This is a genomic window from Deltaproteobacteria bacterium, assembly GCA_026129095.1.
Lineage (GTDB): Bacteria > JAGRBM01 > JAGRBM01 > JAGRBM01 > JAHCIT01 > JAHCIT01.
On the sequence record JAHCIT010000004.1, the window covers coordinates 295782 to 318773 of the forward strand.

The following is a 22992-nucleotide window of genomic DNA, read 5'->3' on the forward strand; positions in this document are numbered from 1 at the left end:
GCATGATTCCCTGGCGTGACGAAAACCCCCGCCGCCGCTTTCCGGTGGTGTCTGTTCTGCTGATTGCGGGCAACACGCTGGTCTTCGTCTGGACGAGATTCCTGTCCGGCCAGTTCGAAACCCTCATCAACCAGTGGGGTTTCATTTCATCCGAGTGGCGGGGACTGGACATCCTGGAGACAGCGGCCAGTCCATCCAGTGCCTCCACCCTGGCGACGCCACTGACGTCGCTTTTTCTCCATGCCGGAGTGCTGCATGCCCTGAGCAACCTGTGGTTCCTGAAGGTGTTCGGCGACAACGTGGAAGACGCCCAGGGGCGGCCCCGGTTTCTCGTGTTCTACATCCTGTGCGGCCTGTTCGCCGTCTTCGTCCACTACGCGGTGGATCCGGCTGCCTCGCTTCCGCTGGTAGGCGCAAGCGGAGCCGTGAGCGGCGTGCTGGCGGCCTATGTCTTCTACTACCCGACCGTCATGATCCAGTCGTTCGTGCCGGTCATCATCATTCTGGTGCCGGTCCGGATTCCGGCCTTCATGTTCATCGGGATATGGGCGCTGATCCAGGTGGCCGGAAGCATGGTCTACACGGGAGGCCCCGGCATCGCCTACGGCGCCCATATCGGCGGGTTCCTGGCCGGGCTCGCACTCGCCCCGGTGTTCCGCCGCAAGCGGTCATCACGGCGCGGGTGAGGCGGGAAGCGGCGGCGCATCCTTGCAGCAGCGGGTTCCCCGCATTTGCGGAAGCAGGCCGGGGCCGGCCGTGCGGCCGCGATTGCAGCTGATTCCCGAACCCGCGGCGGAACCGTAGCTCCCGCCCACGATCACACCGCCCCGTCCATCCTCGACCCACTCGGCCAGATTTCCGATCGCGTCCGAGAGCCCGCGCCGCGTCACGCAGCCGTACATCTCGCCCGACTTCCGGAGCTGCATGGGCCGGTCCGGATCCGGAGAGGCGATATTGCAGGCCCGCTCCACCCGGTAGAGCGAATGATCGCCCGTCGGTCCGCCGCCCGAACATCCGTCCCGGAACTCTTCAAGCGTGCAAAGCCGTTTGCCCGCCGACAGGCACGCCGTCCTCGCACTATCGGCTGTCTCCAGAACCTTGGGCGGAGATTTCCGCCGGTTCGGATACTCGTACCGGTCCATGCACACATCCCCCACGCGAACCATTTCTTCCGGGCAACCCCTCCTCAGGTCCGCCTCCGGATCATACCGCTCGTCGAGCCGGAAGGCGTAGCGGCCCGGGAACAGCACCGGTCCCAGCCGGTTCAGGAGAAACACGCCGCCCCAGATCACCGCGTTTGCCACCATGATCCACGCGAACCGCCGCCACATCTGGCGGCGGTCGTCATCGGGCTGGCGTTTTCCGGGTGCCGGGAATTCGGGCAGCGGCTGGCCGGGATTGTCTGTCAAGCTGGAGACTCCAGTTCCGGAGGACAGGCGGGAACTTCAGTGAACGGTTGGCGAGCCATCCGTGCCGTCCCCGCCGTCACCCTCGCCGGCGAGACCCTCTTCCTCATCATCCAGCACCGGGCCGCCCGGCACCCGGAACCCGCCGCTCATCCATGTGCCGAAATCGACCATCTGGCACCGCTTCGAGCAGAACGGGAAGTAGCGGCTTTCCTCCCGCACGAACTCCTGACGGCACTGGGGACAGCTCATTTTCGCCATGGGCGTATCCTCTGAAATCCGGAAGACCGGACACAAACAGTCTAGCTCACCCGGCGCACCACCGGCGAAGATTGCCGGACCGGATATTTCAGGGGCCTTGACAGCGGCACGGGGGGCCGATATCTGGATATTGACTGACGGGTCAATCACCAACCCGCCAGCAAAAGCATAGAGGTCCGCGTGCCGTCCAGAACCCCCCGCCTCCGAAAAGCCGCCACCCAGCCCGATGCCCAGAGCTCGCGGGCCGGTGCGCTCGAAAAGCGGAAGGCCATCCTCGACGCCGCCGTCAAGGTGTTCGCCAAGAAGGGCTACTACGGCTGCCGCGTGTCGGACATCGCCGAGGAGGCGGGCGTCGCCTACGGCCTTGTCTACCACTACTTCAAGAGCAAGGAGCAGGTGCTCAACTCCATCTTCCAGGAGCGGTGGAGCGTGTTTATCGCCCTCCTGAAACGGGTGGACGAGACGCCCGACCCGCTCGAAAAGAAGCTCCGCACCATCGTCAGCTACATGGTGGACGGCTACCGGCTGAACCCGGCCATGATGGAGGTGGTGATCCTCGAGATCTCGCGCAGTTCCAAGTTCTTCAGCGCCGCCCACACGGAGATATTCACCGACGCCATGACGCTTCTCGACCGGATGCTCACACGCGGCGTGGAAAACCGAGAGGTCCGCGCCGGACTCGACACCCGCACGGCCGCCTATCTGTTTTTCGGCATGATCGAGACCGTGCTCACCGGTTTCGTGCTGGGAGCCCTCAAGACCGCCTCCACCGCCGACTTCGACCGGATCAAGACCGAGGTCGTCGAAACGTTCCTGAACGGCATCCGCGCCCGCTGAGAGCGGGGATAGATTGTCATAATCAATCCTGTGTTGCTGCCACTGGGGTAGGGAAGTCACACAATTCCGGCCGCAGGGGTGATGGTGCCGAGGGGCGGACTCGAACCGCCGACACGTGGATTTTCAGTCCACTGCTCTACCAACTGAGCTACCACGGCATGATGCGGACGCGGGAAGGCCGCCGGGTGCGGCCGGAGCGGTGTCGCCGCTCCACGGGCTTTTAGGTAGCCACTTTTCCGGCCCAAGTAAATCCCCGAACGGGGCGGTTTTTCATCTTCCCAGGCTGCCGCTTCAACCGGCCTCGGCCATCGGCTCGGCCGCCCGGCGAACCTCCACCCGGATGCCGTTCAGGTGCGCCATCCCGGCGAACTTCTCCAGCGCGCCCGGCCCGTCGGCAGCAAGGAGGTTCGCGTTCGCGCCGGAGGTCCGGCTGGCGATGCTGAGGCCGTCGGCCTTCCTGTGCCCCCATCCATGCGGAAGCGCGACCACCCTGGGCATCATCTCGTCGGTGATTTTCACCGGCGCCGTGACCGTGGCCGTGGCCGAGCTGATCTCGGCCAGATCGCCGTCCTCCAGTTCCGCCCGGCGGGCGTCCTCCGGGTGCATGTAGAGGTAGTTCGTCCGGCGCTCGCCCTTCACGAACTCCTCGATATTGTGCATCCAGGAGTTGTGCGTGAACCGCTCGCGCTTGCTGATCAGCTTGAGCTGCTCCCGGCACTGGAGTTCCTCGGCGTAGTCGCGCACGAGGTCGCGGGCGGCGTCCACCAGGTCCGGCGGCGCAAGATCGATCTTTCCGTCACCGGTCAATACCCGCTTGCCGAGGAAATCCCCTGCCGGGTTCGGCTTCAGCAGAACCCCGTGCGGCTTCTTCCTGAGCGCCCAGGGGGTGATCTGGCGCGAGGCGAGCACCAGCATCTCCATCATCCGTTCCGGCCTGAAGCCGACACGGCCGCCGATCAGCGGCAGTTTCGATAACAGGCGGTTCAGGTTGAAATAGGCCTGCACCGGTTTTGCCCCGAAAATGCTGATGCCGCAGGCACGGGCCAGCTCGGTGTAGATCCACCACTCGTCGCGCTGCTCGGCGTCGGGCTGGACCATCGCATCGGTCCACTGGAGGTATGGTACCGGCTGGAAGCCATTGGCCGGCATGGGCAGGTCCGGCCGCTCGAAAAACGACAGCGACGGCAGGATATAGTGGGCGAGATTGCCGGTCTCGTTGCGGAACATGTCCACCGAGACGATCAGTTCCAGCTTCTTCAGGGCCTCCTCCATCCGCGACCCGTTCGGGCAGGAAAGCAGCGGATTTCCGGCCGAGACGAACAGCGCACGGATCTGCCCGTCCCCCGGCGTGAGGATTTCATCCGGCAGCACGCCGGCCGGGAAGCTGTCCATGACGCTTTCGAAGTTCCCGATCCGCGACCGGGCCTTGCGGGCTCCGACCCCGGCCATCTTCCCCAGCCGCGGAAGATCAACCAGGCCTCGCGAGACGATCATCCCGCCCCGGCGGTCCAGGTTCCCCGACACGCAGTTGATGACGTTCAGGACCCAATAGGCGAGCGTGCTGTTTTTGGCCATGTTGAGGCCGGTCGAGCAGTACAGGGCCGAGCCCTTCGAGTTTCGGTACCGGGCCACCATCTCGCGCAGCTTTTCCGCCGGGATCCCGGTCACCTTCTCGGCCTGCTCCGGCGTCCACTGGCGGGCCAGCTTCTCGGCAGCGTCCCAGTTCTTCATGTATTTCCCGATCAGGTCGTTCCGGACTCCGCCCGTGGCGATCAGCTCGTTCAGGAACGCCAGCAGGAAATAGACATCCGTGTCGGGCCGGACGAAAACCTGCTCGCCCAGTCCGCGGGCCGATTCGGTCTTCCGCGGGTTGACGAAATAGACCTTGCCGCCGCGCTGCTCGATCGCCTTCAGCCGCTCGATCGGCCGTGGCGCGCTCACGAAGCTCATCTGCGAGATGGCGGGATTGGACCCCACGATAATGAAGCAATCCACGTGGTCGAAATCCGGTATGGGCTGGATGGCCGGTGAGCCATACATGCGGATGGTCGCGGCGAACTTGTTGTTACAGTCCTGCGAACCGGCCGAATAGAAGTTCTTGCTCCCGAGGCCGGACAGGAAGGCCTGCGAGAACACCGGATGGGTGCCGCTGAAGGCCGCCGGATTCCCCATGTACATCGCGATGGAGCTGGGGCCGTGCTGGCGGCGGAGTTCCTTCACTTTCCGGCCGATCTCGCTGAAGGCCCGGTCCCAGGTGATCCGGACCCACTTGTCGCCCACCCGTTTCATCGGGTGCTTGATCCGGTCGGGCGAGTTGTGGACATCGAGAAACCTGATCCCCTTGATGCACACGTAGCCCTGGGTCACCACATGCTCGCGGTCGGGTTCGACCTTGACGATGCGGTTTCCCTCCGTCGTCACTTCCAGGCCGCAGGCGGCCTCGCAGATGCGGCAAAAAGTCGTCTTGGTCTCCGTCACCGGTCCGGACATGATCGGTCCCCCTGTTGTTTCGTCCCGCCAGCATATCACTGGCCGGGCTCCCTGGTACCGGCAAAACCCTAGAGGCTCAGGGCCGGACTGACAAGCATGTCATTTTTGAGTGCCCCGATGGTTTTCCCCTTGCCCCGACCGGCTGGCCGGGGTATCCCGTCCGGCTGGGGGACGCCCGGAACCGGTACCGGTTCCGGGCAGCAACAGAGGCGATGACGCTCGGACAATATCTCGTCAAAAATGGCTTCGCCACACCGGCGCAGATCGATGATGCGCTGAACCTCCAGGTCGTATATGGCGGCCGGCTGGGCACGAACCTGCTGGAAGTGGGCGCCCTGGACGAGCGCACCCTCGCCAAGGCGCTCTCGAAATACCACAAGGTAAAGGCCCTGGACCCCACAGCCCCGCTGACCGTGCGGCCCGATGCCTTCGAACTCATCAGCCGCCATTTCGCCCGGAAATACAACTGCATTCCCATGTGGACCGAGGGGCAAAAACTCTACGTGGCCACATCGGACCCCCGTAACCAGTTCAGCCTGGAGGCGATCGCACGGGTGACGGGCCGCCAGATCGTCCCGCTGGTGATGCCAGAACTGAAGTTCCACGCGGCCCTGGAGAAGTTCTACAACATCAAGCGCGAACTCAGGTTCGTGACGCTCTCGATGAAGCTGATCGAGCGCGAGCGGCGGAAGAAGGCCCAGAAGGTCAAGCCCAAGGAGGAAGCCCCCAAGGCCGCCCCGCCGACCGAAGACCTGATGCCGGAAGAAGTCTTCGAAGGCCAGATCGCGTCGCTCCAGGAACGGCAGGGGATGACGACCGCCCCGCTCTCCGGGGACCATCCGTTCGGCGACACCGAAGCCCCCGCCGCTGCGGCAAAGGCCCGCGCTCCGGCGGCCAGCGCGCCGCCAAGCATGCCTCCCGGCGACCCGAACGCGCAGACGCACACTCCATTCGCCGGCAAGGGTGTGCAGGTGATCGACCGCGAGGCCCTCGCCCGCGCCGAGGCCGAAAGCGCCGACGAGATACTTGAAATCGACGATGCCGACATCATTGAAATCGATGATGCCGATATCATCGAGGAAGTCGTCTACTCGCAGTCGGCGGATGCCGCGCCCGAGGAGATACTCGAAGCCGACGAAGCGGAACTGGAAGCGCCGAAGTTCACCGCCATCGACCTCAAGACGGCCCAGCAGATGATCGCCGACGCCAGGAACCGAGACGATATCGCACGCGCGGCCCTCTCGCTGGCGCTGAATACCATGAGCCGGGCGCTGATCTTCATCGTGAAGGGCAACCTCGTGATGGGCTGGGACGGCGCCGGAGAACAGGTGGACCGGGGCACCATCCAGAGCCTGGTGCTGCCGCTGAACGTCCCCAGCGCGTTCAAGTTCGTCTTCGACACGCGGGCGCCATTCGTGGGCCCGCTGCCGGCCAACGAAACCAACGACCAGTTCCTGAAGCTGCTCGGCGGGGCGCGGCCCAAATCGTCCGTGATCTTCCCGATCCTCTTCCGTGGACGGGTTGTGAATGTTATTTATGCCGATTCAGGACCGGGCAAGCTGGCCTCGACGGACATTTCGGACCTGCAAATCCTGTCCCCGAAGATCCCGGCGACCTTCGACCGCATCCTGAACGAACGCAAGCGCAAAGTGTCCGGGTAACCGGCTTCCGGCCCCGGCATAAGGGCTGCCAGACCGGCAGGCCATCACGGCTCCAGGGAGGAACCGGTGCAGAAACTGTTGCAAGGCATACTGAACTTCCGCAGGAACGTCGCCCCCGGCTATGCGGAGACGTTCGCCAAGCTCGCCCTCGGCCAGTCACCCGACACCCTGCTTATTGCCTGTTCCGACAGCCGCGTTGTTCCCAACCTGTTCGCCTCGACCGAACCCGGCGACATGTTCGTCCTCCGGAACGTGGCCAACCTGGTCCCTCCCTATGACGATTCCCGTCCCGATACCGGCACCGAATCGGAAGGGGCCGCCATCGAATTCTCCGTCCGGACACTGGGGATTTCCGACATCATCGTCTGCGGCCATTCGGAATGCGGCGGCATGCAGGCCCTGATGCGCGGCCGGGAGCAGATTCCCGCCCGGAACCTCCGTGCCTGGCTCGCCAACGGCGACCGGTCCCTGTTCCGGTACCGGGCGGGTGAACGGGCAAGTCCGGAACCGGACGCCGTCAACCAGCTTTCCCAGCTCAACGTGCTCCAGCAGATGGATCACCTCGCCACCTATCCGGTAATCCGGGAAAAAATGGACGCCGGGAAGCTCCGCCTGCACGGCTGGTGGTTCGAGATATCCACGACCATCGTGCACGCCTGGGATCCGCTGGAAAACCGGTTCGTGCCGATTGACGAGATGGAAGCCGAGCGGATCATGCAGCGCCTCCATGCCGAGTCCAGCGGCGGCCCGCAGGCCTCCGGTTCCCGCTGAGCTGCCAGCCCTCCGTTTGCCACCTTCCGGGCGTCAAGTTACACCAACGCATCCCAGCTGGTACCCCAAGAACAGGAAGAACAATCCCCCGTGCGCCAGAGCCACTACCACCTGCCAACGCTCCGTGAAGACCCCGCCGATGCCGAGCTGATTTCACACAAGCTGCTGTTGCGGGCCGGCCTGATCCGCAAGATTGCCGCCGGCATATATGACTACCTGCCAGTGGGCCTGCGTGCGCTCAGGAAGGTGGAACGAATCGTCCGCGAGGAGATGGACCGGTCCGGCGGCCTGGAGGTCCAGCTCCCCGGCGTCGTCCCGTCGGAACTGTGGGTCGAGTCGGGACGCTGGTCCAAATACGGGAAAGAACTCCTTCGCCTCAAGGACCGGCACAGTCACGAGTTCTGCATCGGCCCTACTCACGAAGAAGCCATCGTCGATCTTGTCCGCCAGGATTTGCGGAGCTACCGCGAGCTTCCCCGGAACTTCTACCAGATCGGCAACAAGTTCCGTGACGAGGTGCGCCCCCGGTTCGGCCTGATGCGCGGACGTGAGTTCCTGATGAAGGACGGCTACAGCTTCCATCCGTCCTACGATGATCTGGACCGCGAATACGAGAACATGCGGCAGGCCTACAGCCGGGTTTTCGAACGCTGCGGCCTCAGGTTCCGCGTCGTCGAGGCCGACACCGGAGCCATCGGCGGGTCGTCCTCCCACGAGTTCACCGTGCTGGCCGATGCGGGCGAGGATGCCATCGCCTCATGCAACAGCTGCAGCTACACGGCCAATGTTGAAAAGGCCGAGGCTCGCGCCACGGATCCGGCCCCTGGGAAGCCCCAGAAGCCGAAGCCGGAGGAAGTGCACACCCCGAACCTCAAGACCGTCGAGGAGGTGGCCGCGTTTCTCGGCATGACGCCACACCAGAAGATCAAGACCATGATCTACGACACCGACCTCGGTCCGGTTGTGGCACTGGTCCGCGGCGACGATACGGTCAACGAGATCAAGCTCAAGAACGCCTGCAAGGCCGAGTGGGTTCTGCTTGCCAGCGATGAGACTGTCCGGAAGGTCACCGGCGCTCCGCCGGGCTTTGCGGGCCCCGTCGGCCTCAAAATAGCGGCCCCGATCTATGCCGACCACACCATCCAGACGCTCGTGGATGCGGGCTGCGGGGCCAATCGTGAGGACTATCACCTGATTGGCGTCAATCCCGGCCGGGATTTCCAGCCAAAGGCCTATGTCGAGCTCCGGACGGTCAGGGCCGGTGATGCCTGTCCACGCTGCCCAAACGGGAAGCTGGACCTTTTGCGGGGAATCGAGGTCGGCCACATCTTCAAGCTGGGAACCCGCTATTCGGAGCCGATGGGACTCAGTTTCCTGGCCGAGAACGGCGAAAAGCAGACGGTCATCATGGGTACTTATGGCATCGGTGTGAGCCGGACGCTTCAGGCGGCTGTCGAACAGAATCATGACGCGGACGGCATCATATTCCCGCATGGAATCGCACCCTTCGATGTTCATCTGGTCTGCGTGAATGCGAATCAGCCCGAGGTCATCGAGGTCGCCGACCGGATGTACGACCTGCTCCGGCGGTCCGGCGTGGAAGTCCTTTATGACGACCGGGATGAGCGCCCCGGCATCAAGTTCAAGGATGCCGATCTTCTGGGACTCCCCGTCCGGATGTCGGTCGGCGCCAAGGGACTCAAGGACGGAGTTGTCGAGTTCCGCCGGCGCAAGGATGGCGAGACCAGCCGGGTTGCCCTTGCAGAGGTGGAAACCTTCGTGAAAACTCACCTCCTGCGGCAGGACTGATGGGCTCCAGCGATATCACCATTGACGAGCAGGGCGCACTCCAGCTTTCTCCCGAAACACTGGAGCGGCTCAATCTTGAGCCGGGCCAGACCGTACGGATCCTGTTCGAGGGCGAGAATACCCTCGGACTGCTGACGGCAAGAGGCGAAGTGCGGGACATGCCCGATGGCACCCCCCTGTTCATGGGGTCGCTGGCCAATATGCCGATTGCCGACGTGTTCAGTTTCCTGACCATGATCGCCCGCAGCGGTGTGCTGCGGATTTTCACCGAAGGATACGAGAGGGCCATTTACTTCCGGACCGGCGAGATCATCTTCGCGATCAGCACGCATCCGGAGTACAAGCTGGGTGTTTTCCTGCTGAACCGCGGCGTGATCGACAAGCGGCAACTGAGAGAAGTGGAGCGGGACTACACATCGGACCGGCGGTTCGGAAAGCTGCTCGTCGAGAAGGGATTCCTCACCACGCAGCAGCTCTGGGATTCTGTCCGTGCCCAGATCGAGGAAATCGTCTATTCCCTGTTCACGCTCCAGGCGGGAGATTTCATCTTCGTTGAGGGGGAGAATTTCCTCTCCGAAGACCTCGCCGGGTTTTCCCTGTCATCCCAGAATCTCCTGATGGAAGGCATCCGTCGCACAGACGAGTGGGCTCTCATCAATGAGGAGCTTCCGGACGATGGCGCCATCCCCCTCCTGCCGGACAGCCCGCCAGCCAAGCTGCCTGATACCGAGAATGCACGGAAGGTGCTGACGCTTGTTGACGGGCGGCGATCGATCAAGCTGGTCGTCAAGCTCTCCCGGCTGGGGGAGTTCGAGGGCAAACGGGCCCTGTATGACCTGCTGAAGTCGAAGCACGTCAAGATTCCGCGGGAAGACTCCGGGAAAAAGGCCGCACGGGACTATGCCGCCGAGGCCCGGGCACTCGTTGACCGGCACAACACCCTGCTCCGCCAGCTTTATGCCGATCTCAAGTCCAAAAACATCGAGGTGAATTTGCAGGGGACGCTTCGCACGTTCCTGAAGGAACTGGCAACCACGCGGTTTGCCGACATCTTCCAGAACGTCGAACTCAACGCCGCCGGCGAGATGGATCCCGATGCGGTCATCCGGAACCAGAAGCCGGGTGCCAGCACCTCCCAAAAGGCCCTCGCCATTGAGGGCCTGGGAGAACTGCTCAACTTCGAACTCCTTCAGGACGCCCTCCGCGAAATGGCCAACTACGCCATTTTCACGGTCCGGAACTCCTGCCCTGATGACGTGGCAGAACATATCGTCGGCCGTGTGCGGCAGCTTCAGGCAGGGAAGACCGAGTGACTGAAGCCATGATGGCCGGATTGCCCCGCCTGTTCGTGGCTGCGGATCTCTCCAGCCGGCGGGAACTGGACACGCTGCTGGCGCAGATTGCGCCCACAGGTGCCGGGATCAAGATCGGACTGGAGGCCTATACCGCACTCGGCGGAGAACTGGTTCAGGCAGCAGCGGAACAGGGATGTTCCGTCTTTCTGGACCTCAAGTTCCACGATATTCCGACCACCGTGGCCCGTGCCTGTACCAATGTGGCCGCACTCGGGGCCTCCCTCACCAATGTGCATGCGCTGGGTGGCCCCCGGATGATCTCCGCCGCCCGCGAGGCGCTGGAAAAGCACGGTGGCCCAGGCCGCACGAAACTTCTCGCCGTCACCATCCTGACGAGCCACAGCGAAGCCGATGTCCGCGAACTCGGATTCACGGAAAACTCCGCCGTGCTGGTCCCGAGGCTGGCCCGGATGGCCAGGGATGCGGGAGCCGACGGCGTGGTTTGCTCGCCACACGAAGCCTCCGGCGTCCGTGAGGCCGCCGGGCCCGGCTTTCTTATCGTCACACCCGGAGTCCGCCCGTCCGGATCGGCCTCGAACGACCAGCAGCGGATTGCAACACCGGTGGACGCCATCCGTTCCGGGGCCACCCATCTCGTCGTGGGACGTCCCATCACGGGCGCACCCGATCCGGCCGCCGCGGCGCAGGCGATTATCGGGGAAATCCGGGCCACACTGGCCGGTAACTGATCATGCCACCAGTTACCGGCCTTGGGATGATGAGCGGCACATCGGCCGACGGAATCGATGCCGTTCCGGTGGAGTTTCCGCCGGGCAAACGCCCCAGACCAGGGAAACGGGTGACGGCGCCCTACCCGGCTCCACTCCGGACCGAACTCCTGAAGCTGGCCGAAGCGCGCTCGTTTCCGGTAGACCGGATCGCCGAACTGTCGGTCGAACTCGGACGGCTCCATCTGGAACTGGCACTGAAAGTCTCGAAGTCACTCAAGCGAAATCCGGATTTCATCGCACTGCATGGGCAGACCATCCGTCACCGGCCCGAGGCCGGGTACACCTGGCAGCTTGTGGACCCGGCTCCGGTGGCCGCCGGAACCGGAGCAACAGTGATCTCCGATTTCCGCACCGCCGATGTGGCCGAGGGCGGGGAGGGAGCGCCGCTGGTCCCGTTTGCCCACCAGATCCTGTTTGCTGACGCGAAAAAATGGACCGCTGCCGTCAATATCGGCGGTATCGCCAATGTGACGCTGCTCCCCCCTGCCGGATCGAACCACTCCATCACCGGATTCGACACCGGCCCCGGTAACATGCTGATCGACGCCTGGGTCCAGGAACATGCGGGACAGCCGTTCGACCGTGACGGCCGGATCGCCCGGAAAGGGACGCCGCAGCCGGCAGGCCGGAGGTGGCTTGAGCGTGAGCCGTATTTTGCCGAACCCCCTCCCAAATCCACGGGGCGCGAGCAGTTCGGCAAGGTGTTTCTCGGCAAGATCCGCCGGAACCTCGTCCGCATGGGGCTGCACGATGCCGTGGCGACGCTTACGCTTTTTACCAGCGCCTCCATCGCTGACCAGGTTCTCAGGTGGTCGCCCGTTCAGCCCGAACGCGTCGTCGTCTGCGGCGGCGGGGCCTTTAATCCAGCCATCCTCTGGGGTCTCCGGCAGATGCTTCCGGGATCGGAGGTCATTCCGAGCACCCGGATGGGGATAGAGCCGCTGGCCGTGGAAGCCGCTGCCTTTGCCCTGCTGGGCATGGAGACGCTGAAGGGGCTGCCGTCGAATATCACATCCGTTACCGGGGCCACCCGGCCCGCGATCCTCGGGCGCATATCCCCCGGAAGATTATTTTTTAAGACGGTATCAGCTGTCCACGCCCTGCCCGCAATCGGGTACACTGGCTGACGGGTATGGATGCGCTCATTCTCGCTGCCGGCCTCGGAACCCGGCTCCGTCCGCTGACGGAGTACCTTCCCAAGCCGCTGGTACCGGTGCTGAACACGCCGCTCATTGACCTTGCCATCGACTGGCTGCGGGTTCAGGGGATGAGCCGTTTTACGGTCAATTCGCACTACAAGGCCGATCTGCTCCGCTCCCACCTGAATCAGCGGGCTCTCCATGACCGGATCGATATAACGGAGAGCCACGAACCCGCCATCCTCGGGACAGGTGGGGCCATCCTCAAGGTGATTGATACCTTCAAGGGCGACTGCTTCGTGCTCTGGAACTCCGATATCCTGTTTGCACCGGAACTGGGACCGGTCATCGAGGGGCATCGCTCGTCAGGTGCGCTGGCAACTCTGGTTCTCCGGCGGCGTGATGTGCAGAAATTCGGCGGCTTTACACGCGAACCCGATGGGCTCATCACCTCCTATGTCCCCCCCAGCCCCGGCCGGCCGCCCCTTCATGCGGGCATCTATACCGGAGTCATGGTGCTCAGCCCGGAGATTCGCATCCACTTTCCGCCGGGGAAAGACATCTTCTGCATTATCGCCGACGTGATCCGGCCGCTGATCGAAAAGGGCGAAAGGGTCCGCGGGGTGTTCAGCGATGAATCTTGGAGCGATCTCGGGAACCCTGAAGCCTATTTCCGGGCGAATTTCGAGGAACTGGCCCTGCTGGAAAGCGGCCCCAATCCTCTCACCCGGTTTCTCAGGAGCCTGCTGGAGCGCAAGGGCTACGAAAACCGGGGCAACGGATTCTGGGCCATGCCGCACCAGAAACAGGTGCCGGCCCAGGGGCCGTCGCTGGTGGGCCCGGATGTCGTCTGCGGACGGGACGTGGCTCTCGGCGAGCGGGTCATCATTGGCAGCGGGGCGCGAATCTACGGCGCCGGCCTGCTGGAGGACTCGATTGTCTGGCCCGGCGTCGAGGCCGTCCTGCGCTCGCCATCCGGGAACCGGAAGATCCAGGACCGCATCTTTTCCGGTAGCGGCTACTATGCCGTGCCGACGAACCGCGAGGAAATCCCCCAGCTTCCGCCGGTCTAATCGAGGGCCCGGTCCCGGCCGGTCAGGCAAGCCCCCACTGGCGGCGCAGGAACCATTCGACCGACAGCAGTGCCGCCAGAACCAGCAGCACGAATCCGTTGTCCCAGAGTTCGACTTCACGGGCCCCCAGGACCCGGAACGCATCCACGGGCTTTACCGACGGCACACCGTCTGTCCGGCCCTTCTCGATCCGGAGCGACCGTCCTCCAAGACGGTTCGCCAGTGCATCCATCAGCTCCGTTTCGACACGGGTTCGCTCATATTCGGCCACCGGGCTCAGCACCTCGACAAAAGCGGTGTCGGAACCGAGCTCCAGACCGGAAGAGGACTTCGCCCCGCTCCAGATGGACAGGAACCCCTTTCCCTCGGCAATGCAGGTGGTTTCAAAGACGCCCGGCCCCGACTGGACCACCGGTTGCGGACAGATATTGCCGGTCATCGAACTGATTCCCCGCGCCTTCAGGTCAACAATCGCCTGCTCGGCCGGGCGGTACTGCTCGTCCAGGACGGATACACGCACACGCATTTCCTCGCCGGGACGGTACTGGCGGCGCGGCGTCGTCACCTGTACCCGCTGGCTGGAAGGATCCTTGGTGAGCCACCGGAGGGCTTCACGCCAGAATGTCGCATAGTGCCGGGCTGTCCCCTCCTGTGCGGCTGCAGGGAAGGCCCAGAACCATGACGAATCACCTGCCACGGAGAGCACCCGCCCCTTGCTGTACTGCCGCCCGGCGACCAGTGACATAGGCCTCCCATCCGGATACTTCAGTCTGGGATGGTTCATGAGCGAGAACGCATCCGGCTTGAGCGGTCCCGTCAGGTTCATGCCTTCTACTGGCGGAAGCCGTTTCCAGAGTTTTTCATTCTCGTCCGGATCGGAAACCAGCCGGGTCATGGGGTGGATACGCCCTGTCTGGGATAACTCGGGAGCGAAAGGAGCCGTCTCGTAGACCCGGCCCATGTCCAGCAGGCCAGCCCCCTGGAACCGCTCGAACGGCATCAGGTCACGGATGGCAGCCCAGTTGAAGTTGGTGTCGGAAAAACCCTGGTCGCCTCCGATTAATACCAGTCCACCACCCTGCTCGGCCACGAACTTCCGCATGTTCTCCAGATGACCCAGGTTGATCCCGTAATGATCCTGGTACTGGAAGTTCTGCATGATCACGACATCAAAGGAAGGAAGCTGACGGTCAAAAATCTCGTCTGTCGGAAACGGAATCAGGGACAGGTCCCGCTCGGGAAAGTTCTGCATTCTCACCTGCGCCAGATCCCGCAGGATCATGAACGAGATCAGGTCGATATTGGGGTCACGCTTGAACAGCTGCCTCAGGAACCGGACGTCCCAGCTCGGATGCCCGACCACCTGAAGCACCCGGATCCGGTCGCGGATCACGTTGAGAATAAAGGCCTTCTTGTTATTGTCGCGGATCCGTTCCACTTCGACAGGCGGAACCTGAACCTCGTAAATGAACTCACCTACCTCCTGCGGCGAAAAAGACAGGGTGGCTTTCAGTGTGTGCGCGCCAGAATCAGGAACCTGGACCTGGGTCTGCGCGATCACTCCTCCCCCGAACCGGAGCTGGACTGGCAGACGCTGGGCGGAAATGCCGCTGGTGCGAACGTGTATGGTGATTTCCGCCTGGTTCCTGATGAACGCATAGTCGTCCACCTCTAGCGAGGAGATCGCCACGTCCGGTATGGGCTCCTCGCCACCGACCAGAACCGTCGAGACGGGGGCATTCACCCCGGCAAGCCCGGCCTGCCGGAGCCGGTCGGCGAACACGTTTTCCCGGCGAGTGGCCTCGGAAAGCCCGGACAGGTCCGCGCCGTCGGAAACAATGACCACTCCGCTGGTCGGCTGATCCTTGATACGCCGGGCCATATCCACGAGGAGCGAGGAGAAATCGGTCGAGAATCCCGCCACCGGCAGGCTCGCCCCCTCGCCCGCCATTCCGGGGAGCGGCGCGATCCGGAAATCATCGCCGCTGCCTGAAAAGCCGAGCATCCTTATGTCGTAGTTCTCGCGCCACTGATCCAGCGGGAGTCCACCTGCCGCCAGCCACCTTGTCACCGCTTCCCGGCGTTCGGCACCCCCGTTCGCGTCCGGAATCTCCATGCTTGGGCTCTGGTCAAAATACACGACCAGCTGGTTGCGGATCGGCTGTGTTTTCTGGAGCTGCACACGCGGGCCGGCAGCCGCCACGGCAATCGCCCCAACGGCGGCCAGACGCAGCAGCACCAGCAGCACTCCCCTGGCACCCCCGGCACGGATATCGGAAACGGCGCTGGCGAGCAGGGCTGCCACGAGTGCCACCAGGACATATAGAAACAGGCCTTCCAGCCGCTCCGAATAGACGATCTCCCAGCGATCGAAATCCCCGCCCGAAGCGGCCAGCCTGTCCATCAGTCCGTTCACAGCCGCCGCCTCTTCAGGATGAACGGGATATGGACCTGATCGCTCTTGTAGTCCACGTTCAGCGCATACATGAAGATATTCAGGCCCATGCGGAACGCCCGTTCCCGGCCGGCCTCGCCAGCCGAAATCTGGTCATGAACAAACCCGCCATCCGACCGCCGGGCCCATGCACCTCCAAGATCATTCCGGGAATACAGAATTGCCGTCCGGCCGCCCACCTGAACGCCTTCGATCTCCTTCGCGACGGAAAGCCGTCCCGGGGCGCCCTCCAGCAGGAAGAATGACTTGTAGATGTCATGATTGTGCGGAACCGGCATCATCGGATTCCGCGGAAACAGGCGCTCAGCGGTCAGCCGCACGCTCCGGTCGAAACCGCCGCCAGAAAGCCCCGTGCAATCGTCAAATACGATCGTGCCGCCAAAGGCGACATATTTTCGCAGATTGAAGATGGCGTTGTCCGGAAACGCATCGAACGCCTCGCAGCCAGTGATCCACAGCAGCGGCTGGTAGAACAGCTCCGGCGAATCCCACGCCAGATCGAGCCGCTCCGGGGAAACGACGATACTCGTATGACGGGACAGGTAGATCATCAGCGAGCGGGCAGCCGTCGGATTCGGGTTCCAGATGCCACCGGGATACTGGAGCTGGGCAAAACGGACGCGCTGGCGATCGGACTGCGCGGCTGCCGGATACGGCAACGCCGCCAGAGCGGCCATCACCAGCAGCACGGCGACGGGCAGCAGCCGCTTCATGGTTTCCGTGCCCTCACTGTCAGTACGGACTCGGCCAGCAGCGCCAGTGCTAGCGCGAGAATGAACGTGCGGTAGAATTCTTCCCGCCGGCTGAGCGAGAAACTGGCACCCGTGATGATTTCTCCCGACGGACCACCAACCGCGGACAGGGGGTACCGACGCGAAAGCTGCTCCAGCTGGGTTTCATCCAGGGGCTTAAGATCGGCCTCCACCGGATCAATGTTGACTGCGAACCGGATGCGCTCTCCGGCCCTCGCTCCTCCGCCCCAGGCAACGGTATAGATTCCGCGCTCCCATGTGTCAGTAATCCGCAGGGGACGGTCACCGTCCGAATCGGCGATTTCCACCGGCAACTGCCGTCCGTCGGGAGTCTCGACCGTAGCGGTTTTTGCGCCCGGCGGAGCCATCAGTTCCACCGGGCGGGAGGCCGGGACATCAAGGGGGAGCGTGTCGCCCAGGGCCCCGCACAAATACTCGGTAATCCGGTGGATCAGCGGCAGGAAGACGGGCTTGAACACGAGGTCCGACCAGTCCCGGTCCAGCGAGGACATCCAGACGAGCGACCGCCCCTGGCCCAGCTGCCGTTCCACCAGCATGGGCGCGCCGGAGCCAAGCCACATGAGTGCAGCGGCATCACCGCCGCCCGGCTCTCCGAGTCCATAGGCCGTGAACCTGACCGAACTGAACCCCCCGCCTTCCAGCGCCGTAAAGGGCCGGAACACGGGATGCCCGGTGGCAAACCGGGACAGCCGCTCCCGGCGGTCGTCGCTGCCCTGTGCGAATACCGCATCCTCGCCGATGGCCCGGATTCCCCGCAGCCTGATGGGCAGGACCCTGCCCATCTGCTCGTTGTACCGGTCCGGGTCGATCTGGTCCCCAAGGGAAATGAAGAGTGAGCCGCCTTCTTCAATCCACCGGGCCAGCCTCGACACCGAATCGGATGGCAGTTCCCGCACGTTCATCAGCATCACGGCATCAATATCGTTATCCAGCGGGGGCAGTTCGCCTGCGGGTATCACCCGGTACTGGAACCGTGTCTCCGCGGCGGGATTCGGGTGCAGCGCCTGGCGCACGTAGTAGCTCTCCGCACGCGAATCGAGCGCCTGCTGGTCGCCATCGACGATCAGGAGCTTCAGCTTGCGAAGGGGGTTCAGCACCAGATAGCGGCGGTTATCGGCCGGCAGGCGGTCGGCCTCCAGTTCAAGCCAGGAAACCTCCCCGCTTGTGAGTTCTGAAGCATCGTAGCTGATCCGTGCAGTGGCGACGGCCCCCGCCGGAGCCTGGACGGCGCCTCGCAGGATGCTCCGCCGGGCGGTGCGGAGTTCGAACTCGATATCGCCGCTGCCGCTTTCCATCAGGTTCGCCACGCGGGCTTCGGCTGTCGCCACGCTCGACTGGCCGGAGGCCTCGCTCACTGCCTGTGCGGAAACGATAGCCCTGTTATCCGTGGACCCGCTGGCCCGCACATCGATCAGCTTGAGCGCGGGTGCACCCGGTGGCGGGCTCCCCTGCCCTGGAGCCAGCTGCCAGGCGGCGGATTGCATGTCAGTAAAAAAATAAACCGACTTCAGTTCCAGCGGCGATTTTTCCAGAAGCACGGCCGCCTTCTCGACACGCGCAAGAGGATCGGGGGCGGCCCATTCGATCCGGATCCGGTCCAGCGACTGCAGCAGTTCCTTCTGCGACTGAATCAGGTTTTCCGGGTCTTCGTCCCGGCTGACCAGGGGGATCACGACCGCCTGGTCCTCGGGCTTCAGACTTGTCACCAGTGCACGAGCCAGCGAGAGGGCATGGTCGAACCTCGGCCCCGAACTTTCCCGGTAGTCCATGCTCGCGGAGTTGTCGACGATGATGGCGACCGCCTCCGGCTCCATGCCGCGCCCTACGCTCGTGTCCTTGATTGTCCGGTAGGGGCGTGCGATCCAGAATGTCAGCAGGATAATGGCCAGCATCCGGAGCAGCATGAGAAGCACGTCCTCAAGACGCCGCCGCCGCTGGGTGGGCGGCGGGCTCTCATCCACCAGGCGGATGGCCGGGAAACGGACGCGCTGTCCCCGGACCCGGTTGAACAGGTGAATGAGCAGCGGCACGGCTGCGAGAAGCAACCCGCCCAGCAGCGATATGTGGAGGAGCGACATCCTGCCCTACCGCCGCCCCCGTCTTTCGAGCAGCCGGCGGCTGAGGAATGGCACCAGGGCCTCGTCCAGCGGGCGATCGGTGAACACCCGCTCCATGCTGCCTCCGAGACTCCGGAGGCCGCGTTCGATATCCGTTTCCAGTTTCCGGATACGCTCCAGATAGGCTGCGCGTGCCGCCTGTGAATCAGCCGGCCGGGCACCCTCGCCCTCGGTGCCCTCCATCTCCAGAAGTCCGGTAAACGGAAAGTCCCGTTCCACCGGATCCAGCACATGAAAAAGCACAATCTCCTGCCGCCGGGCAGCAAGTTTCTCCAGTGGTCCCAGCAGTTCCATTGCACCATCGAGCGCATCGGTAAAAAGGACCGTGAGCCCCTGCGCCAGCGGCCGCTCCGAGAGTTGCGCTATCACGGCCGGAAATACCGGAGCTTTTGGCGATGGCCTGCTCGCCGCCAGGGCGCGCCCAATACGCTCCAGATGGGAGCTGCCCGATCTGGGCTGGAGCCAGTGAGCCGGCTCTGCACCGGACCCAAACAGGCCAACCCGGTCATGCTGCCCGATGAGCAGGTAAGCAAGCGCACCGGCCAGATGGCGGGCATATTCGAACTTGGTCCATACCCCGCCAAGCCTTGCCCCCGGCGGCACACCGGGCATCTCCCTGCTGGTGAAATCCATCGAACCCGAACAGTCGAGGCCGATCCAGCAGCGGATGGAGGTTTCGTGCTCGAACTGCCGGATATAAAGCCGGTCAGTCTTGGCGACCACACGCCAGTCGAGATGCCGCAAATCATCGCCCGGGTGGTACGAACGGTACTCCGAGAACTCGATGCTGTTCCCCTTTTGCGGAGAACGGTGGATACCGGCCCACACGCCCCGCGCGATCTTTTCCGTGCGAAGCGTGAACGGACTGATACTGGCCATGAGGGCGGGGTCGAGGACCTCGCGCATCCGGTTCGGTCTCCCTTGGGTCGGCTGACGTCAGGCAGCGCGCGCCGCGCGGTCCTCATCCAGCAGGCGTTCGATGACTGTATCCGGAGAAATCCCTTCCGCTTCGGCGCGGAAATTCCTGATCACCCGGTGGCGGAGGATCGGACAGGCGAGCGCACGGATATCCTCCACCGACGGGGCCATCCGGTTCTCCAGAAGCGCCCGGGCCTTTGCCCCGAGTATCAGGAACTGGCTGGCCCTGGGCCCGGCGCCCCATGACACCCATTCGCGGACGAAAGACGGCGAAGATGGGTCCTGCGGCCTTGTGCGGCGGGCAAGCTGGACCGCGTATTCCACGACTCCATCCGCCACCGGCACCCGGCGCACCAGGTCCTGGATATTCAGCAGTTCCTCGCGGCTCACCACCTCGGCAATTTTCTGGGCCACATGCCCGGTCGTGCGGCGGACGATTTCCAGTTCCTCGTCCTGGCTCGGATAGTCCACCAGAACCGAGAACATGAACCGGTCGAGCTGGGCTTCCGGCAGGGGATAGGTGCCTTCCTGTTCCAGCGGATTCTGGGTGGCAAAAACCAGGAACGGCGGCTCAAGGCCATAGGTCTTGCCCGAGGCTGTCACCTTCTGTTCCTGCATTGCCTGAAGAAGGGCCGCCTGCGTCTTGGGCGAGGTCCGGTTGATCTCGTCGGCCAGCAGTATGTTTGTAAAGACCGGCCCGCGGATGAAGCGGAACTGCCGCATGCCGGTGGCGCGGTCTTCTTCCAGGACTTCCGTTCCCGTCACATCGCCCGGCATGAGGTCTGGCGTGAACTGGATGCGGTTGAAATCGAGCGACAGCGCCTCGGCGAGCGACTGTATCAGCAGCGTCTTGGCGAGGCCCGGCACTCCTACGAACAGTCCATGCCCCCGCGCGAGCAGCGCCGTGAGCAGGATATCGATCGTCTGGTCCTGGCCAATGATCACCTTGTGGACTTCCTGAAGCACCTTCGCCTTCAGGGAGGTCACACTGCGGGCTGTCTCGACATCGCCCGGGACATTTTCTCTCAATTCATCGGACATACTGGCACTCTCTCTCCGGGACTCCGTGCGCAAACCGGTCAGGAGCTTTCAATCAGCCTGAGCGCCTGCACATGGCGGTCCCGTTCATCGGTTTTCTTGAGCCGGTCATATATCTGCACAAGGCGAATCCTGACCGGCATGTGAAACGGGTTGAAATCGAGGGCGCGGAGATAGGCGCTCTCGGCCTCACCCCACTCCTCCCTGGAAAAATGATAGTCTCCGAGCCTCTGGTACAACGTGACGTACTCGGGGTAGATTTCCAGCGCCTTGCTCAGCCGGTCATGCACGCCATCCGTCACGCCGGCTGCCACCGAGGCGGCCGCGAACTTGCTGATAAAAACCGGTGAATGCGGGGCGCGGGAGAGTGCCTTGGAATATTCGATCCGTGCCGCCAGGAAATGCTGGCGGGCGCGCAGCAAATCACCCAGACGGACGAAATTCTTTGCCTCCCTGGGCACATCCACGCCCGGCTCCTCGTCTTCTTCCTCGGCGTCGATCTTCTGGCCCGGATCGACCAGCCGGACCTGGGCCACATGGGCCGAACTGACAATCCGCAGCGGACGGCGCCGCGCATATTCGAGCCAGTCATCGAAAAAGGCGGCGAACGGTTTGCTGACACCGTACTCGATGGCCTGTTCGTAGGGTGCCCCTTTCGCCATCGAATCGTATATCCGGTTCAGGACGTCATACCCGCCCTTCCCCAGATCCTCGACGATGTATTCGAGAATCAGCGCCACCTGCATGAATGCGAGGGCACTGTCCCGGTTGGAATCCAGATAGGCGAAGGACGGATGCATCCGGGCAATGGGGATGAGCTTGTTCTTCTTCAGAGCAGCCGCGAAGAGGGTTTCCTGTGAAGCCGACATCCCCCCGCGTGTTCCGCGCCAGAGATTTTCGAGATACTTGGCACTGCCTTCCTGGAACCAGACTGGCGCGCCATTGTTGGTCCGCCGGAAGACAAACATGTGGGTGAGTTCATGGGCGGCAGTGTCACGCCAGTCGTATCCGCGGGCGGTCGCGCCCGGCGAGGTAAACAGCAGCTTGTTGTACTTGCACAAGGCGATGGTGTTGGTCGTTTCGATGGCGTTCCTGGGTATTCCGCTTGCATCCACGAACGCCGAACCGGTCGGCAGGATCTCCACCCGTATCTTGTTTTCGAAGGATGTACCGATCGCCTTGTTCAGTGCGTCGTACTGCGACTCCAGCGTCCGGATCGTCTCATCGACAATCAGTTCGTCCCGGCCCGGCGCGTACCCGACGATGAACCGGCCGGACTCGCGGAACCGGAAGCCCTGGGTAGCCCGGATTGTCGCTTCCACGAACTGTTCATGCGCCTTCATCTGCTCGGGATCGACGCCCGGAGACTGGGCTCCGCCACTCGCGGCAACGATCTGTCCACCCGTCTCCAGCGCCTTTTTCACCAGCTCAAGGGCCCGCGGGTAGTTGCCCTCATAGAACGCCACGCGGCTGTCGTAATAGTCATACTGGACAGGGTTGAAGGCCGCACGGCCGATGGTTTCGAGCAGCTTCCGGGCGCTGATCGGATCCCAGCGGTCATTCAGTTCGCGGTCAATGGAACGTGCGACCTGGGCAGGGGTGAACAGTTCCTGCCCGGCAGCGCCGGCGCTGCTGGAGGAAGCGGACCCGGCGCCCCACGTCAGCAGCCCCGCAAGCAGAGCGGCTGTGAGGATTGCAAACCTGCTACGCCGACTAGCTCCGGCGGGCCGCATGGGGTTCCACCTCGGTCTCGATGAAGCGGATGATCTCTTCAGTAGATGCCCCGGGAAGGAATACGGCCCGGACACCGGCTTCGCGCAGCGCCGGAATGTCCTCGGGAGGAATGATTCCGCCGCCGAAAAGGATCACGTCCTTCATCCCCTTCTCGTCCAGCAGGCGCCGGATGAGCGGGAACTGGTGCTTGTGCGCCCCCGAAAGGACCGAGAGCCCCACTGCATCCACATCCTCCTGCAGGGCGGCGCTGACGATCATTTCCGGCGTCTGGTGCAGGCCGGTGTAAATCACCTCGAAACCATGATCGCGGAGCAGCCGGGCGATGATCTTGGCGCCACGGTCATGCCCATCCAGACCGGGCTTGCCGATCAGAATGCGTGCGCGCCGCTGGTTTGGCATGCGTGCCGTTTCGGCCATCGCAGGG

The 22992-nt window shown here is 63.5% G+C and carries 19 protein-coding genes and 1 tRNA gene; 9 read left to right on the forward strand and 11 right to left on the reverse strand.

The features are described from left to right. Positions 1–2: 2 nt before the first annotated feature. Positions 3–686, forward strand: coding sequence for a rhomboid family intramembrane serine protease (locus KIT79_07980; protein MCW5829241.1), 684 nt, complete (start codon positions 3–5; stop codon positions 684–686). Here the strand turns inward: KIT79_07980 and KIT79_07985 are convergent. Next, complete coding sequence (locus KIT79_07985) at positions 672–1409, reverse strand: hypothetical protein (GenBank protein MCW5829242.1); 738 nt, start codon at positions 1407–1409, stop codon at positions 672–674. The two genes, KIT79_07980 and KIT79_07985, sit on opposite strands and share 15 nt — an antisense overlap. Positions 1410–1445: 36 nt before the next feature. Further along, positions 1446–1667 carry a DNA gyrase inhibitor YacG gene (gene yacG, locus KIT79_07990; protein MCW5829243.1) on the reverse strand — a complete coding sequence of 74 codons (222 nt, stop codon included), beginning with the start codon at positions 1665–1667 and terminating at the stop codon, positions 1446–1448. Positions 1668–1847: 180 nt separating this feature from the next. On the opposite strand from yacG, the gene KIT79_07995 reads away from it, so the two are divergent. Then, on the forward strand, positions 1848–2504 hold the full coding sequence (locus KIT79_07995; protein MCW5829244.1) for a TetR/AcrR family transcriptional regulator: 657 nt from the start codon (positions 1848–1850) through the stop codon (positions 2502–2504). Positions 2505–2586: 82 nt separating this feature from the next. Here the strand turns inward: KIT79_07995 and KIT79_08000 are convergent. Beyond that, positions 2587–2662 (reverse strand) — tRNA-Phe (locus KIT79_08000). Positions 2663–2795: 133 nt separating this feature from the next. Further along, on the reverse strand, positions 2796–4994 hold the full coding sequence (locus KIT79_08005; GenBank protein ID MCW5829245.1) for a molybdopterin-dependent oxidoreductase: 2199 nt from the start codon (positions 4992–4994) through the stop codon (positions 2796–2798). 212 nt (positions 4995–5206) lie between these two features. Here KIT79_08005 and KIT79_08010 point away from each other — a divergent pair, with 212 nt between their 5' ends. The 7 genes from KIT79_08010 to KIT79_08040 all read left to right on the forward strand — a co-directional run bounded on the left by KIT79_08010 (position 5207) and on the right by KIT79_08040 (position 13533). After that, complete coding sequence (locus KIT79_08010; protein MCW5829246.1) at positions 5207–6655, forward strand: hypothetical protein; 1449 nt, start codon at positions 5207–5209, stop codon at positions 6653–6655. A gap of 66 nt (positions 6656–6721) precedes the next feature. Then, positions 6722–7426 (forward strand): carbonic anhydrase, encoded by a 705-nt coding sequence (locus tag KIT79_08015; protein ID MCW5829247.1) that lies wholly within the window; start codon positions 6722–6724, stop codon positions 7424–7426. Between the two features lie 90 nt (positions 7427–7516). Beyond that, entirely contained in the window at positions 7517–9235 is a 1719-nt protein-coding gene (locus KIT79_08020; GenBank protein MCW5829248.1) for a proline--tRNA ligase, read from the forward strand. Further along, positions 9235–10548, forward strand: a complete 1314-nt coding sequence (locus tag KIT79_08025) for a DUF4388 domain-containing protein (GenBank protein MCW5829249.1) — start codon at positions 9235–9237, stop codon at positions 10546–10548. Before KIT79_08020 ends, KIT79_08025 begins: the two co-directional genes overlap by 1 nt. Beyond that, positions 10545–11279 (forward strand): orotidine-5'-phosphate decarboxylase, encoded by a 735-nt coding sequence (gene pyrF / locus KIT79_08030; protein MCW5829250.1) that lies wholly within the window; start codon positions 10545–10547, stop codon positions 11277–11279. Before KIT79_08025 ends, pyrF begins: the two co-directional genes overlap by 4 nt. 2 nt (positions 11280–11281) lie before the next feature. Next, the gene (locus KIT79_08035) at positions 11282–12448 is read left to right on the forward strand and encodes an anhydro-N-acetylmuramic acid kinase (GenBank protein ID MCW5829251.1); all 1167 of its coding nucleotides are present in this window, start codon (positions 11282–11284) and stop codon (positions 12446–12448) included. A gap of 5 nt (positions 12449–12453) precedes the next feature. Beyond that, the gene (locus KIT79_08040; GenBank protein MCW5829252.1) at positions 12454–13533 is read left to right on the forward strand and encodes an NDP-sugar synthase; all 1080 of its coding nucleotides are present in this window, start codon (positions 12454–12456) and stop codon (positions 13531–13533) included. Between the two features lie 22 nt (positions 13534–13555). Here the strand turns inward: KIT79_08040 and KIT79_08045 are convergent, their stop codons facing one another. The 7 genes from KIT79_08045 to KIT79_08075 are packed head-to-tail and all read right to left on the reverse strand — an operon-like array spanning position 13556 to position 22967. Next, positions 13556–15949, reverse strand: a complete 2394-nt coding sequence (locus KIT79_08045) for a hypothetical protein (protein ID MCW5829253.1) — start codon at positions 15947–15949, stop codon at positions 13556–13558. Then, on the reverse strand, positions 15946–16701 hold the full coding sequence (locus KIT79_08050) for a DUF4159 domain-containing protein (GenBank protein MCW5829254.1): 756 nt from the start codon (positions 16699–16701) through the stop codon (positions 15946–15948). Before KIT79_08050 ends, KIT79_08045 begins: the two co-directional genes overlap by 4 nt. Then, on the reverse strand, positions 16698–18839 hold the full coding sequence (locus KIT79_08055; GenBank protein MCW5829255.1) for a BatA and WFA domain-containing protein: 2142 nt from the start codon (positions 18837–18839) through the stop codon (positions 16698–16700). Before KIT79_08055 ends, KIT79_08050 begins: the two co-directional genes overlap by 4 nt. A gap of 6 nt (positions 18840–18845) precedes the next feature. After that, on the reverse strand, positions 18846–19784 hold the full coding sequence (locus tag KIT79_08060; protein ID MCW5829256.1) for a DUF58 domain-containing protein: 939 nt from the start codon (positions 19782–19784) through the stop codon (positions 18846–18848). 30 nt (positions 19785–19814) lie between these two features. Further along, positions 19815–20837 carry a MoxR family ATPase gene (locus KIT79_08065; GenBank protein MCW5829257.1) on the reverse strand — a complete coding sequence of 341 codons (1023 nt, stop codon included), beginning with the start codon at positions 20835–20837 and terminating at the stop codon, positions 19815–19817. Positions 20838–20875: 38 nt separating this feature from the next. Further along, positions 20876–22567, reverse strand: coding sequence for a hypothetical protein (locus KIT79_08070; protein MCW5829258.1), 1692 nt, complete (start codon positions 22565–22567; stop codon positions 20876–20878). After that, the gene (locus KIT79_08075) at positions 22548–22967 is read right to left on the reverse strand and encodes a cobalamin B12-binding domain-containing protein (GenBank protein ID MCW5829259.1); all 420 of its coding nucleotides are present in this window, start codon (positions 22965–22967) and stop codon (positions 22548–22550) included. The genes KIT79_08070 and KIT79_08075 overlap by 20 nt, the downstream gene beginning before the upstream one ends. Between the last annotated feature and the right edge of the window lie 25 nt (positions 22968–22992).

Coding starts and splice junctions, on each gene's coding strand:
- KIT79_07980 (MCW5829241.1), top strand. CDS start 3: ATGATTCCCTGGCGTGACGAAAACCCCCGCCGCCGCTTTCCGGTGGTG.
- yacG (MCW5829243.1), bottom strand. CDS start 1,667: ATGGCGAAAATGAGCTGTCCCCAGTGCCGTCAGGAGTTCGTGCGGGAG.
- KIT79_08005 (MCW5829245.1), bottom strand. CDS start 4,994: ATGTCCGGACCGGTGACGGAGACCAAGACGACTTTTTGCCGCATCTGC.
- KIT79_08010 (MCW5829246.1), top strand. CDS start 5,207: ATGACGCTCGGACAATATCTCGTCAAAAATGGCTTCGCCACACCGGCG.
- KIT79_08025 (MCW5829249.1), top strand. CDS start 9,235: ATGGGCTCCAGCGATATCACCATTGACGAGCAGGGCGCACTCCAGCTT.
- KIT79_08035 (MCW5829251.1), top strand. CDS start 11,282: ATGCCACCAGTTACCGGCCTTGGGATGATGAGCGGCACATCGGCCGAC.
- KIT79_08040 (MCW5829252.1), top strand. CDS start 12,454: ATGGATGCGCTCATTCTCGCTGCCGGCCTCGGAACCCGGCTCCGTCCG.
- KIT79_08050 (MCW5829254.1), bottom strand. CDS start 16,701: ATGAAGCGGCTGCTGCCCGTCGCCGTGCTGCTGGTGATGGCCGCTCTG.
- KIT79_08055 (MCW5829255.1), bottom strand. CDS start 18,839: ATGTCGCTCCTCCACATATCGCTGCTGGGCGGGTTGCTTCTCGCAGCC.
- KIT79_08060 (MCW5829256.1), bottom strand. CDS start 19,784: ATGCGCGAGGTCCTCGACCCCGCCCTCATGGCCAGTATCAGTCCGTTC.
- KIT79_08065 (MCW5829257.1), bottom strand. CDS start 20,837: ATGTCCGATGAATTGAGAGAAAATGTCCCGGGCGATGTCGAGACAGCC.
- KIT79_08070 (MCW5829258.1), bottom strand. CDS start 22,567: ATGCGGCCCGCCGGAGCTAGTCGGCGTAGCAGGTTTGCAATCCTCACA.
- KIT79_08075 (MCW5829259.1), bottom strand. CDS start 22,967: ATGCCAAACCAGCGGCGCGCACGCATTCTGATCGGCAAGCCCGGTCTG.